Annotated in this window: 13 protein-coding genes; 5 read left to right on the plus strand and 8 right to left on the minus strand. The window is 51.0% G+C overall.

Annotated elements, in window-relative coordinates; all coding sequences use genetic code 11:
- Nucleotides 1–133: 133 nt before the first annotated feature.
- The 3 genes from PsAD5_RS03605 (at nt 134) to folK (ending at nt 2815) form a co-directional block, all read left to right on the plus strand.
- Complete coding sequence (locus PsAD5_RS03605) at nt 134–1369, plus strand: multidrug effflux MFS transporter (RefSeq protein ID WP_063291124.1); 1236 nt, start codon at nt 134–136, stop codon at nt 1367–1369.
- A gap of 133 nt (nt 1370–1502) precedes the next feature.
- Nucleotides 1503–2324 carry a dihydropteroate synthase gene (gene folP, locus PsAD5_RS03610; protein ID WP_063291125.1) on the plus strand — a complete coding sequence of 274 codons (822 nt, stop codon included), beginning with the start codon at nt 1503–1505 and terminating at the stop codon, nt 2322–2324.
- Nucleotides 2324–2815, plus strand: coding sequence for a 2-amino-4-hydroxy-6-hydroxymethyldihydropteridine diphosphokinase (gene folK / locus PsAD5_RS03615; protein ID WP_057460749.1), 492 nt, complete (start codon nt 2324–2326; stop codon nt 2813–2815). The genes folP and folK overlap by 1 nt, the downstream gene beginning before the upstream one ends.
- Nucleotides 2816–2830: 15 nt before the next feature.
- Here the strand turns inward: folK and PsAD5_RS03620 are convergent, their stop codons facing one another.
- Nucleotides 2831–3352: a cytochrome b gene (locus tag PsAD5_RS03620; protein ID WP_063286115.1), complete on the minus strand. Its 522-nt coding sequence runs from the start codon at nt 3350–3352 to the stop codon at nt 2831–2833.
- A 94-nt stretch (nt 3353–3446) separates the two neighbouring features.
- Here PsAD5_RS03620 and PsAD5_RS03625 point away from each other — a divergent pair, with 94 nt between their 5' ends.
- Together PsAD5_RS03625 and PsAD5_RS03630 are read left to right on the plus strand one after the other, a co-directional pair.
- Nucleotides 3447–3893, plus strand: coding sequence for a MarR family winged helix-turn-helix transcriptional regulator (locus PsAD5_RS03625; protein ID WP_063291126.1), 447 nt, complete (start codon nt 3447–3449; stop codon nt 3891–3893).
- A 145-nt stretch (nt 3894–4038) separates the two neighbouring features.
- Nucleotides 4039–6498, plus strand: a complete 2460-nt coding sequence (locus PsAD5_RS03630) for a heavy metal translocating P-type ATPase (RefSeq protein ID WP_208981594.1) — start codon at nt 4039–4041, stop codon at nt 6496–6498.
- A gap of 146 nt (nt 6499–6644) precedes the next feature.
- Here PsAD5_RS03630 and PsAD5_RS03635 read toward each other — a convergent pair whose 3' ends face one another.
- The 7 genes from PsAD5_RS03635 to PsAD5_RS03665 all read right to left on the minus strand — a co-directional run bounded on the left by PsAD5_RS03635 (nt 6645) and on the right by PsAD5_RS03665 (nt 12770).
- Nucleotides 6645–6956, minus strand: coding sequence for a TM2 domain-containing protein (locus PsAD5_RS03635; RefSeq protein WP_057460745.1), 312 nt, complete (start codon nt 6954–6956; stop codon nt 6645–6647).
- A gap of 182 nt (nt 6957–7138) precedes the next feature.
- Nucleotides 7139–7684, minus strand: a complete 546-nt coding sequence (locus tag PsAD5_RS03640; protein ID WP_063291128.1) for a hypothetical protein — start codon at nt 7682–7684, stop codon at nt 7139–7141.
- On the minus strand, nt 7681–8196 hold the full coding sequence (locus PsAD5_RS03645) for a metal-dependent hydrolase (RefSeq protein WP_063291129.1): 516 nt from the start codon (nt 8194–8196) through the stop codon (nt 7681–7683). The genes PsAD5_RS03640 and PsAD5_RS03645 overlap by 4 nt, the downstream gene beginning before the upstream one ends.
- Nucleotides 8197–8302: 106 nt before the next feature.
- The gene (locus PsAD5_RS03650) at nt 8303–9421 is read right to left on the minus strand and encodes a hypothetical protein (RefSeq protein WP_063291130.1); all 1119 of its coding nucleotides are present in this window, start codon (nt 9419–9421) and stop codon (nt 8303–8305) included.
- Nucleotides 9422–9558: 137 nt separating this feature from the next.
- The gene (gene rlmN / locus PsAD5_RS03655; protein ID WP_108818675.1) at nt 9559–10821 is read right to left on the minus strand and encodes a 23S rRNA (adenine(2503)-C(2))-methyltransferase RlmN; all 1263 of its coding nucleotides are present in this window, start codon (nt 10819–10821) and stop codon (nt 9559–9561) included.
- A gap of 296 nt (nt 10822–11117) precedes the next feature.
- A complete protein-coding gene (locus PsAD5_RS03660; protein WP_063286442.1) occupies nt 11118–11597 on the minus strand; it encodes an invasion associated locus B family protein in 480 nt (159 codons plus the stop codon).
- Between the two features lie 612 nt (nt 11598–12209).
- Nucleotides 12210–12770, minus strand: coding sequence for an RNA methyltransferase (locus tag PsAD5_RS03665; RefSeq protein WP_063291131.1), 561 nt, complete (start codon nt 12768–12770; stop codon nt 12210–12212).
- Nucleotides 12771–12802 lie beyond the last annotated feature (32 nt).

Here is a 12802-nt window from a genome sequence, read left to right on the forward strand (position 1 = left end):
CTGAAAGGAGGGCGCGTGTTTTTCGTTGTGCGCTCTTCGCAATTTTCCTAGAGTTGCCGCGCATCTGATGATTATCAAGAAAACTGGTGAAGCGCATACGGGATAGCTCAGTGCCTTGCCTTGGGGTTCGGGAATGACAAAGGCAACGGGTACACACACAGAGCTTAAGCTCTCGGCTGGTCGTACGGCTGTCATTGGCGCGTTGCTGGTGACGATTGGCCCGCTTTCCATGGCGCTTTATACGCCTGCTCTGCCGACTTTGGCGGAGGTGTTTGGGACGACGGCTGCTGTCGCCAAGCTTACACTGACCGTTTATTTTGCAGGCTTCACGCTGGCGCAGCTGTTGTGCGGGCCTCTTTCTGATGCGTTTGGGCGTCGTCCTATCATTCTCGGGTTCTTCAGCTTGTATTTGCTCGGCAGCCTTTTGGCGTGGCTGGCGCCGAACATTGAAATGCTGCTGCTTGGCCGGCTGATACAAGGGATTGGTGCGTCCAGCGGAATTGCGGTGGCGCGCGCGATTGTGCGAGATCAGTTTTCTGGTGAGGCTGGTGCACGGATTATGAACTTGCTGGCCGTGATGCTGGGGATCGGGCCTGCTATCTCTCCGACAATTGGTGCTTTAACGCTCAGCGCGTTTGGCTGGCAGGCGATCTTTATTCTGATGGTGATCTATGCCGGGTTCATCCTGCTGTTAACGCTCACCGTTTTGCCGGAAACCAATTCTCACCGAGATGTGAAGCTTATTCGTCCAAGGCAGATGGCGACTTCCTATTGGACGCTGCTGAGGTCTTTTGAGTTTATGCAGCCCTCGCTGATCCTCGGGTTTACCATTGGTGTGATCTATACGCTCTCGACGGTCTTGCCGTTTGTTTTGATTGAGCGGCTTGGGTTGACGCCTTTGCAGTTCGGCATGGGGATGGTGCTTCAGTCAGGTTCGTTCTTTGCTGGTGGCGTGGCCACTCGGCTGCTTCTACGGCGGTTCAGCACAGAGGCGCTTCTTGGGCCGGCGCTGGTTTTGTGCGGCTTGGGTGGATTGGCGTTGTTTACAGTCACGCAGCTTGAATATCTGAGCTTTTTGAGCATCATGATCCCGATTGGTGTGTTTGCTTTTGGCGCTTCAATGGCTCTGCCAGCTCTCTCTATGCGGGGAATGGAGCCGTTTCCCAAGATTGCAGGGGCCGCTTCTGCTTTGATGGGCTTTATGCAGATGGCGGGTGGTTTTCTGGGAAGTCTGGTTACCGCGATTGTTGTGCCTGATCCTGTGACTGCTCTGGGCGTTGTGATGCCAGGCATGGCCTTTCTCGCGTTGTTCCTGTTTGTGTTGCCGGTAAAAAAACGAGACGTGGAAGAACAGTCTGTCAGTCCTTAAAAGCACGCTGATTTGATCACCATGCAGTAAATATCGGCCATATCTTGTAGCAGGTAGAAAAGGTCTTTTGATTTTTGCTGGAAACAAAGGCGATGGGAGGCTATGAGGGGCCAGAAATTGGGAGGGAACCCTTATGGCAGAGTTTGATCATGGATTGCTGGAAAGCTCTCAGCGTCCGCTCGTCATGGGCATATTGAATGTAACTCCAGACAGCTTTTCTGATGGCGGACAGTTTGATGCGCCAGCAGTGGCGTTGGCGCATGCAAATGAAATGATCGCTGAAGGTGCTGACATCATTGATGTTGGCGGCGAGAGCACGCGGCCCGGAGCGACGGTTGTTCAGGAACAGGATGAGCTGGAGCGTGTTCTGCCGGTTCTTGAGCTGATCAAAGAACTGCCGGTGCTGATTTCCATTGATACCTATAAGGCGAGAGTTGCTGCTGAGGCTTGCAAGGCCGGTACGCATATCGTGAATGACGTTTGGGGTCTGCAGAAAGACCCTGAGATGGCTGATGCTGTGGCAGATGCTGGTGTGCCGGTGATTATGATGCATAACCGCACAGAGGTGGATGAGCAGCTGGATATCATGAGTGATATCGACCGCTTTTTTGAGAGATCCCTCAAGCTGGCCTCTGATGCGGGCATTGCCGAAGAACATCAGATTCTTGATCCCGGTTTTGGGTTTGGCAAAACTCTTCAGCAGAACTATCAGATCCTGAGCCGGCTCTCAGAACTTCGGAAATTCGGCCGTCCTGTCCTAGCGGGAGCTTCTCGCAAGCGGATGGTTGGATATGTGTTGAATAATGAAGCGCCAGAGCGTATGGCTGGGTCGCTTGCAGTACATACGCTGGCTCTGCAAAACGGAGCACAGATCCTGCGAGTTCATGATGTGAAACCGCACGTGGATGCAGTACGGATCTTCCAGGCGATGAAGGAACTAGGCAGCAGCCAATAATGACACAAGAAAAAATTGTTGCAGCTCTAGGTTTGGGCTCAAATCTTGGCGATACAAAAGCGAATATCGACGGTGCAGTGGCCGCATTGAATGCCGTCGACGGAATCTCAGTTTTGCAGAAATCATCTGATTATCGGACTCCGCCTTGGGGACCTGTGCCACAGGATGATTACCGCAATTGTTGCATTACCGTGGAGACGGTTCTTTCTCCGCGTGCGCTGTTGAATGCCGGTCTTGATGTTGAGAAGCAGCTGGGCCGTGTGCGTGATGTGCGCTGGGGCCCACGGACGATTGATATTGATCTTCTGATCTATGATCATGCAAGCGTTGAGGAAGAGGGACTTCAGGTGCCTCATCCGCGCATGGGCGAGCGTGCCTTTGTGCTTATTCCGCTTGCCGAGATCTGGCCGGAGGCACCGCTATTGGATGGGCGAACCGCTGCAGAAGCGTTGGAAACCTGCGGAGAGAAAGAAGGCATCTACAAGCTGTAGATGCCTTGTCTTTGATCAGGCCGTTTTCATTCTGGCGACAAGATTATCTTTCAGTACCAGTTGATGATACAGCGCTGCGATGACGTGCAGCGCAAATGATGCAAGCAAGATCGGGGCTGCGTAGCCATGGATTGCGGCTGGCGGGATGGTGATGTTTTCTGGCCAGGCTTGCCAGTCTCCTGCCATCGCAAGTTCCATGAGGCCTGCAAACAGAGACATGCTCATGCCGGAGATGACCAGAGCCAGGGGCGCGAGGTAGAGGAGCAAGTGGACCAGCTTGGATAAGCTGATCATGACGATGCCCCAATTGGGATCTGGTTTTGGACGCGCATGCTTGATCAACAGGACGATGCGATAGACCAGGAACAGGCCTGTCAGAGCGCCTAGCCCTGCATGTGCCATGAAGATATTGAGCTTTTCAGGCGAGATTGCGCTTCCTTCGAGAACTTTTCCCAAAATGAACACAGCAATGATGGTGACGGCGAACAGCCAATGAAGGATGATTGTCGGGCGGCTATATTTTTGTGGTGATGACATTGGGCTTACCTTTGGCGATAGGAATGTAGTTATTTTAGTTTACATGTAAATTAGATGTCAATAATATAATAAGATCAAAATATTCAGGAATTCGATGACCGAGACCCCCTCATATCTGCCCTCTATGGGGCGACTGCTGAACACCTTGTCTGAAGCAGCTTGCAACTTGGCTGAGGACTACTTACGTCCGCACGATATTTCTCTGGCGCAGTGGGTCGTGCTTTCTGCGTTGTGGCGGCAAGATGGACTGAACGTCTCGGAGCTTTCGGAGTATTCAAGCAAGAAGACAGCTGCGCTTTCTCGCTTGCTGGACCGCATGGAGAGCAAGGGGCTGGTCAGCCGTAGTGCTGTTGAGGATGACAAGCGGTCGGTGAAAATCCATCTCACGGAGAAAGGGCAGGGACTGTCTCATCTGATTGATATGTATAAGCATGTGAATGGGATTTTGTTGTCAGATTTGACCGAAACTGAGAAGGAACAGTTGCTCCCAATGCTGGAGCGTATGCTCAAAAGCGTTCAGGTGAAATCCAGAAAGTCGTGAAATCTGAACCTGATACTAGCGTTCTCTGTCAAAACAGCAGGGGCTTCCGAAAAGAAAATTCATAGAATTTGCATTTTGCTCTTGAAGCTATAGCGACTAGAGGTCTTATCTTCTCTTGCAATGAAGAAATTGCATGGAGTGGATCATGTCCAACGCGGAAGATCGAGGCCAGAAACTCTCTCCGGAAGAGATCGAAGATCAAACCACGAAAAGCTGCTGTTCTAACAAAGCGGTGCAGCCTCAGGATACTGAGGGTTCCTGCTGTTCTGGTGACAGTGCTGTTCAAGAGAACGAGACCTCTTGCTGCTCCTCCGATCATGATAGCTCTGAAGATGATTGCTGCAGTTCTGCTAGAGAGCATGAGCATACGCATATACATGCCCATACAGGTTGCGGGTGTTCCAGCCAGAGTGAAGCGGCTATCCCCGATGTAACCAACTGGAAGGGCGCACGTTCTTTCCGGGTTGAGGGGCTGTGCTGCGCGGAAGAGATGGGAATTCTTCGCCGTGTTGTTGGGCCTGTTGTTGGTGATCCTGAATACCTTGCGTTTGATGTTTTGAACGGCAAGATGATCGTCTCTCCTGTTGCTCGTGACGTCGCTGATGAGGAGATCATCAAGGCGGTTGATACGACAGGCATGAAGGCTGCTTTGTTCATTGAACAAGAAGCAGCGGATGCACGTGCAAAGCAGCATCGGCGCCTTGGTACATTTACAGTTGCCAGTGGCTTGTTCTGGGCAATTGCGCTTGTTGTTCAGGGGGGGCTGTTTTTCTCCAGCACCAACTCTACGGATGTGTTTAGTGTTTTCCAGTCCGTGCCGTCCGGGCCGGTAGAGGTTCTGTACATGCTCGCCATCGTCGCAGGATTGCGGTTGGTGGCGCCTAAAGGATGGTATGCTCTCAAGACATTGCGGCCTGATATGAACCTGTTGATGCTGGTTGCTGTCGCTGGTGCTATCGGCATTGGAGAGTGGTTTGAAGGTGCGACGGTTGCCTTCCTGTTTTCTCTCTCGCTTTATCTGGAAAGCTGGAGTGTTGGGCGGGCGCGTAAAGCTGTTGCAGCGCTTATGGATATTGCCCCAACCGTTGTTCGCTTGCTCAAGCCTAACGGAAGTGAAGAAGACGTTCCTGCCAACAGTGTGAAGCCTGGCGCGACTTTTGTTGTTCGCGGTGGGGATCGTATTCCGCTTGATGGCGTCGTGCGCAAAGGTGTTGGCAGTGTCGATCAAGCTCCTATCACGGGTGAAAGTGTGCCCGTGATGAAAGAGGCGGGTGATGATGTTTATGCTGGTACCATCAACGGGGAAGGCAGCTTTGAAGTAGAAGCAACCAAGGGTGCTGATGACACTATGCTTGCCCGCATTATTCGCATGGTGAGTGAGGCGCAGGCCCGGCGTGCTGCAGCAGAGCAGTGGGTCGAGAAGTTTGCCCGCGTTTACACGCCTGCGGTGATGGTTCTTGCGATTTTGCTCGCTACGATTCCACCTCTGCTGTTTGGTGCAGCCTGGATGGATTGGTTCTACCGTGCCCTTGTGCTGCTGGTTATTGCCTGCCCATGTGCGCTGGTTATCTCTACGCCCGTCTCCATCGTGGCTGGCTTGACCTCAGCAGCTCGCAATGGCGTGCTGATTAAGGGCGGTGTTTTCCTTGAATTGCCTGCGCGGTTGAAAGCTTTGGCCTTTGACAAGACTGGCACCATAACAAACGGCCTGCCGACTGTGACTGATGTTTATCCGTTGTCTGGGCATAGCGTTGAGGAGCTTCTTACACGTGCTGCTTCTTTGGAAGCTCGAAGCTCTCACCCACTTGCAGAAGCTATCCTGACACGTGCTAAGGAATATGGTGTTGAGTATCAGGCTGCTGAGAATGTTGAGCTGTTGCCGGGTCGTGGTCTTTCTGGCCAACGCAACGGTAAGAGCTACTGGCTGGGATCTCGTCGCTTCCTGAATGAAAAGGACTTCGAGATTGGTGAAGCCGATGCGAAGGCTCGTGAACTTGAAGCTGAAGGGAAGACCGTTGTTGCAGTTGGAACTGACGCGCATGTCTGCGGGTTGATTGCCCTGGCTGATACCGTTCGCGATACGGCAGAAGAGCTGGTCTCTCAACTGCATAAAGCTGGCGTTGAGAAGCTGGTTATGCTGACTGGTGATAATAAAGCGACGGCTGAACGTGTTGCCTCCTCTGTCGGGATTGATGAGGTGCGTGCCGAGTTGCTGCCGGAAGATAAGGTCGCAGCCGTTGAGCAGCTCTCTCATGAATATGAAACAGTTGCGATGATCGGCGATGGTGTGAATGATGCGCCTGCCATGGCACGAGCCAGCTTTGGCATTGCGATGGGTGCGATTGGTTCGGATGCTGCTATTGAGACCGCTGATATCGCGTTGATGAAAGATGATCTTTCCCGCTTGCCGTGGCTCATTCACCATTCCAAGCGGACGCTCCAGATCATTCACCAGAACATCGCATTTGCATTTATCGTGAAGGGTATTCTGGTGGTGCTGACCGCAATGGGCTTCGCCAGCCTCTGGGCCGCGATCCTGGGTGATGTGGGAGCCACGTTGATTGTGGTGACCAACGCTCTGCGACTGCTGAAGGACAAAGCGTAATCGCTAAAGCAGTTCGCATTTAAGCTGAACCACATGAACTGCTTTAGCCTTTGTTTTTGCGTATCTTTATCCGAAAACCGGTTTCTACTTTTTGGAGATACGCTGTAAAAGAAAAGCCGAGGTGGTTTGCCTCGGCTTTTTATTTCTTACTTTATGTAGAGCGCAGTTTCATTTGCGATCTGAATGTTTTTGTTGCGCGCAGCGCCCATAATCAGGAACCAATCGATCAACGTCCAGATGCCGAGTGCACCGAGTGTGATGAGCTTGAGGATTCCGAGGCCGATCTGACCGGTGTAGAAGCGGTCGATGCCAAAGCTGCCGAGGAACAGGCCAAGCACGAGTGCTACAACAGGGTTCTTTTCTCTGCCTGCAAACATCACGTCAAAGTCAGACTGTTTTTCAGCTGGGATGTTATCTCTCAGTGCTTTCAACTGCATAAAGTAATTTGCTTTGTTCATAATTCACCTTTCAATTGCACAGATGTGCGGGTGCAAATTCTTGATCGAAGAAGTAGCTCTTATATCTTTTGAATTGCAATCTGCAAGGTTTATATCGGTATCTTTTCGTCTGTTAAATTACTTAGTTGTTAGAGGCGGTTGGAAATTGGAGGTCTCGTCATTTGAGAGGTGAAATGACTGCCTTAACGAGAGGCTTGCGGAGAAGAGGGTTTGTTGATCCACCATCCGCCTGACTCTCGACCAGCAACAATCCAGTAGATAAAACCTGCGATAAGTCCGGCTGATGCTGCAATGGATGAGCCGGGGCGGAAGCCTTCGGAGGCTGGTGTTGGGATTGTGGTTCCTGATGTTGAATAGGCGATGATACTGCCCGTCTCGCTGGATGCATAAAACAAGTCGGTTGGAAGAGCTCCGCCAATGCCCCAAAGTACCAGCGCGATAATACCACCTGCGGATACGTGGTAGATAACGCCGCGCCATTTCATGAGTTCTGCAAAGCCAATTGCGAAGCCGCTTGGAATGAGAGAGAGCGCACCAATCGCGCTTGCAGAGATGATGGTACTCCATGTGATCACCAGCAACTGAATGATGTCAGTCTCTGGTCCACCGTGAACACTCAAAGTTCTGAAAAAGCCCCATGATAAAAACAGGCCCGCCGCAATGATTGCGAGTGAGAAACCAAGAGCAATCCGGAGCAGCTGGATGAAGAGCTTGGTTCCGTCGATCATTGTGCAGTCCTTTGCATCTGTCTCTGGTGTCTAGGAAAACGGCTCACCCAGAGTACACCAAGAGCTACTGAGCAAATGAGGATTTCAAATGCAAATGTCCAGTGCAATATGAAGCTCCAAATATAGTTGTCATAGATAGCTGGAATTTTGACCAGTTCAACTTGAAGTTTGGAAAATGGTGCAAGCCAGAACACGGGAGCAGCAACACTATCAAGGAGCATATGTAAAAGGCCGCCCATACCAAGGCCAAGCGGAATGACACCAACACGGAAGTTCCGATGCAAAAGCACGGCAGACAGGGCAATAAGCATCATCCATGTCATTGGCCAGTGAGTAAGATAGTGCCGGTGATGGGTGCTCTGATTGTCTATGAGGTAGAAATAAAGCATGTCAGCGTCAGGTAAGACGCTGCCAATTGAGGTCCACATGACGAGCTGCTTAGATTTTTGATTGAGGTATTTAGTTGCCGCTTTTCCGAGTAGATAGCCGGCGGGCAAATGGGCAATAAACATGATTGAAACCAATAGACTATGAAGTTCTAAGAAGCTTCAATCATGACTGTGGCGAGAGTTTGTGATGATCGCACAAAATACGCTGACTCGTATAAACGATTGGGTTTCAGCTGTTCTCTGTTCTGGTCAGCAGCATGGCTACGCTGATGAAGTGGAAGTCGTAGAGGTGTGGAGCCTCGCGGACGCGCACTTCGCCTCGGGCATAGATGCTGTCGAGGAGCTCGCTGAGGTTTGGTGTGCCTGAGAGAGCGGCCTGTAGTGGAGCTTCAGTGAAGGCGCGGTAGAAATTCACCATCTGGTTTGCGTAGGCTGATGCGTCGTTGTCTTGTTTGTACTGGTCAACAAAGGAGACAGGTGTTTCGTAACATTCTGCTTTGTCTATGGTGAACAGGTGAGATAGCGAGCCACTTTCGGGTTTTACGGGTGCTGTGAGCTGCTCCAAGCTGCGTATATAGACAGGATGGTAATAGCGCTCGTAGGTATCCTGAGAGATTGAACCGTTGGCGACATGATCGAGCAAAGACAGATTGAATAAGTTCACGATCCCGTCTGCGGTTGAGACATGTTCATTTCTGCCAACAGTTTGCAGCAGGAGTTTGCCGCCGGGCTCAAGCTCATTTGCCCGTGCCTTCAAAAATGTTTCCAGATCATAAGCAGCCTGTTTCTCGAAGACTTCTTTATCCTGTGCTGAAATTGAGCCTCTCTCGTTAGCAAGGCTCGGGCCGTTTGGCATAACATAATCGGGTAGACGCTCCAACGGGCGCTCAGAGAGGAACACCGTGGCATTGAAGGATGTGGCCAGATGCGTGGAACCGGGAGGCAAAAGCTGGTTGAACATGGAACCACCTACAATGCTGCCGAAAACAGTTGGATCGGTGTAGGGTGACTGGGCACGGTTGCCGATGGCGTCAAGCAGGGTGGAGTAATCGTTGCTGGGCAGGTCGCTATGGATTGTCTGGATCGAGTTGGAACTGCGCTGTCTGGCAGCTTCAGTGAGCTGCGCCATGATCTGCATTGAGTTTGCGCCTTCAGAGCACCCATAATCTACAAAACGCAGGAGAGAGCTGTCATTTGGTATTGGCAGGCTGGCAATGGCTTCGTGCAGCCATGGATACACATATGCAATCGTGGCTTGTTGTGGTGTTGAGTTCTTGTTGTAAAAACCCTCGCCCTTCATGCCGGTGGTTGTGGCGTTCTTTTGTGAGGAATGTGCTTTCTCGGTCATTGCATCTATGTCCAATCTATCGCTCCGTCCTGAAGAGCACGATATTCAAACTCTATGCATATGAAGTGAACGAGACAAAGAAGGCCGGCGTTTCAGACAAACGCCGGCCTTCTTTTTGTAATCTTGCTTTATTTTGCTTAGGCGTCGCCTTGAGCCTGTGCTTTTTCCAGTGCTTCACGCTCAGATTTACGAAGACGCTCTGAAGCTGACTTCAGCTGGCCGCAGGCTGCGAAGATATCGCGGCCGCGTGGTGTGCGGATTGGAGAAGCATAGCCTGCGCGGTTCACAACATCAGCGAACTCTTCGATCTGTTCCCAATCAGAGCACTCATAGGGAGAGCCCGGCCATGGGTTGAATGGCAGCAGGTTGATTTTTGCCGGGATGCCTTTGAGCAACTGGACCAGTTTCTTTGCATCTTCCAGGCTGTCGTTGACGCCCTTCAGCATCACGTATTCGAAGGTGATGCGTTTTGCGTTGGACAGGCCCGGATAATCACGACATGCCTGCAGCAGTGTTTCCAGATTGTACTTCTTGTTGATCGGAACCAGCGTGTTGCGCAGCTCGTCATTCACAGCGTGCAGTGAGATTGCCAGCATGCAGCCGATTTCATCACCTGTGCGTGCTATCTCTGGTGTTACGCCAGACGTGGACAGTGTGATGCGGCGCTTGGAGAGGGACAGTCCGTCTCCATCAGAGGCGATCAGAAGTGCTTTCTTGACGTTCTCAAAGTTATAAAGTGGCTCGCCCATGCCCATCATCACGATGTTGGTGATACGACGACGGTTGGATGTGGATGCATCCAAGCCACCTTCCGGAGCATCTGCATCCGGGAAGTCGTTGAGGCGATCTTTCGCGAGCATGAGCTGCGCAAGGATCTCTTCAGCTGTCAGGTTGCGAACCATCTTCTGTGTGCCGGTGTGGCAGAACGTGCAGGTGAGGGTACAGCCGACCTGGGAGGAGATGCAGAGCGTGCCGCGATCTTCTTCCGGAATGTAGACGGTTTCGACTTCAACTGGCTTGCCAGCACCGCGTGATGGAAAGCGGAACAGCCATTTACGGGTGCCATCAACGGAGACCTGTTCAGTGACGATCTCCGGACGGGCAATGGTAAAGGCAAACTCCAGCTTAGTGCGCAGGTCTTTTGAGACATTGCTCATTTTGCCGAAATCGGAAATGCCCCGGACATAGAGCCAGTGCCACAGCTGGTTGACGCGCATGCGGATCTGGCGCTCAGGGACTCCAACTGCAGCAAGGGCATTGCCTAGCTCTTCACGGTTTAAGCCGATCAGAGATGGCTTTTCTTCCTGCACAGGAATGGTTGCAGGAGAAGGGTTTGCTGCGCTGGTTGCCGCCGGATCAGCGGATTTGTGCGCGATGTCTAACGATACCGCCATGGTCATTCACCAGTTTTTCTTAGATGCTTGGCTTTAAGCTTATGTTCTTTGCGTATTCAAACCCGAAAAATGTGCCTCACTTTTCGGCAATACGATTCAGCAGGAAAAATAACAGGTTATGTATACCCGTTGCTCGCTGCTAAAAATGCGAGAGGCGGTCGCTAGCAGCAACCGCCTACGTATTCGGCACGCTTATAGCCGAAATCGCTTAGTTTGAACATCCCAGATCTCAAATTGCGTGGCGGCAAGCTGGCGCAGGCAAGAGATCTCTGTAAATTCAAACAATTTCGGGCATCAGAACCTTATTGGCAGGCGCTGGATGCGTCTCTGACAGCAGCAGTGATGCCGCTCAAAGAGAATTTGTAGGAAGTTTGGGTGCCACGTGCGGACTGACCAGAAATAGACATGGAACTGCCTGCTTTCATTGCGTCAACCAAACGCTTTTCTTCCGCAGCGTTCTGAACCCATGCGCCGTCACCTTTGGTGAACATGGTGAACTGCTGACCATCAACATTAGTCGTGACCAAGGAGCCTTCTTTAAATGGATAACCCACTATAAAGCTTGGTTCATTGGCAACGCCTTCACTTGGACGGGTAGAAACGAAGAAGAAGACCTCTCCATGGTTTCTATCAGTCGGCAGTGACTGTGTTGGTGCGGAAATGGCATAACACACCTTACCACCGCTCTGGGTGTTAAAGGTGTAAGTTGCCCAATCCTTGTTTTCTTTCAAGAGGGCAGGAGACTGCGCATTTGCAGTCGCGCCCGAGATACCAAGAGCCATAAAGGCAGTTATCAGGATACGTGCTTGCATCTTCTCCAAACCGCGTTGCGTACGACAAAATCTGAGATTCTGTGCGAAAACCCATAAAACTTAATGTTAGGGTTACTTTAAAGATGGTTACAAAAGGGTTGATACCCTGTTTTTACAGAGGCAAAAAATTATTTGCCTTTGAACCGCTCTATGAATGCTGCCATCAGAAATCTGGCGGGAGTGTGGCACGCACAGCCATAATATCAAGCGTAAAGCCACTAATGAATTTCTGTTTTAAGTGATCGAAGACAGTAGATATGCAAGTTGATTTTCGGTTGTATTTAACGCGCTAGTAAATAAGGGCTAATCGCCTTTAAAAGCTCAGATTTTCCGGCATGTTTTCAAACTAATTGGCGGCATTTTACCCAGTAAAAAATATGGGCACCTTTCCACATAGTGTGCACAGATTGAGAGAAAATGCGAAGTGTGGAGCCTCAAAGAATTACGAATTTGTAATGTGAAAGAGACTGGGTGTGGAAAGGGAAACACCTTAAAAATTTATACAAGGCATTTGCTATGGTGAGAAATAAAGGTTGCCGTTTCAGAGTATGTATCAGAAATGGCAACCGTATTTCGAATCACTCATGAGTTGCTGTCGAAGCCTGGAACCTTTCGACCGGTTCGGAAAATTGGAGCACCGTGAATATGTTCTAGTAATGGGTCTTTCGGGGCGCCTGCAGTGAGAGAGCGCTCAGCGTACTTTCCGTGTGCCATATAGCGATCATACAAGACCAGAGCGGCAGCCACACCAACATTCAAGCAAAACTTGGTTGGGATTTTGACGATGTAATCGCAGCGATCCTGCATCTCTTTTGACAGAGAGCCACGTTCTGGCCCGAGTATATAAGCTGCTTGCAACGGATGCCCGAAGCTTGGAAGCTCGATCGCATCGTCGGTGAGCTCAACACCCACCATTTTACAGCCACGCGGGAACTGCATCTCATCAACCGAGTTCCAGGCGAAGTAGGGCAAGTGGTCCGGGCTCTTGGAGGTATCAGCCTTCATTGCTTTGCCAAGGCTTTTGATGTGCGCGTCGACTGTAAAAAAGTAACTTGCTCCGAATGCATGACCAGTACGCATCAGCGTGCCAACATTCATGGATTTGGAAAGCCCTTCAGAGCCAATAGCAAAATAACCGCGCATGCCCAGTTTTTCTCGTTGTTGATGTTGTGCGC

It is taken from the genome of Pseudovibrio sp. Ad5 (assembly GCF_001623095.1).
Classification (GTDB): Bacteria; Pseudomonadota; Alphaproteobacteria; order Rhizobiales; family Stappiaceae; genus Pseudovibrio.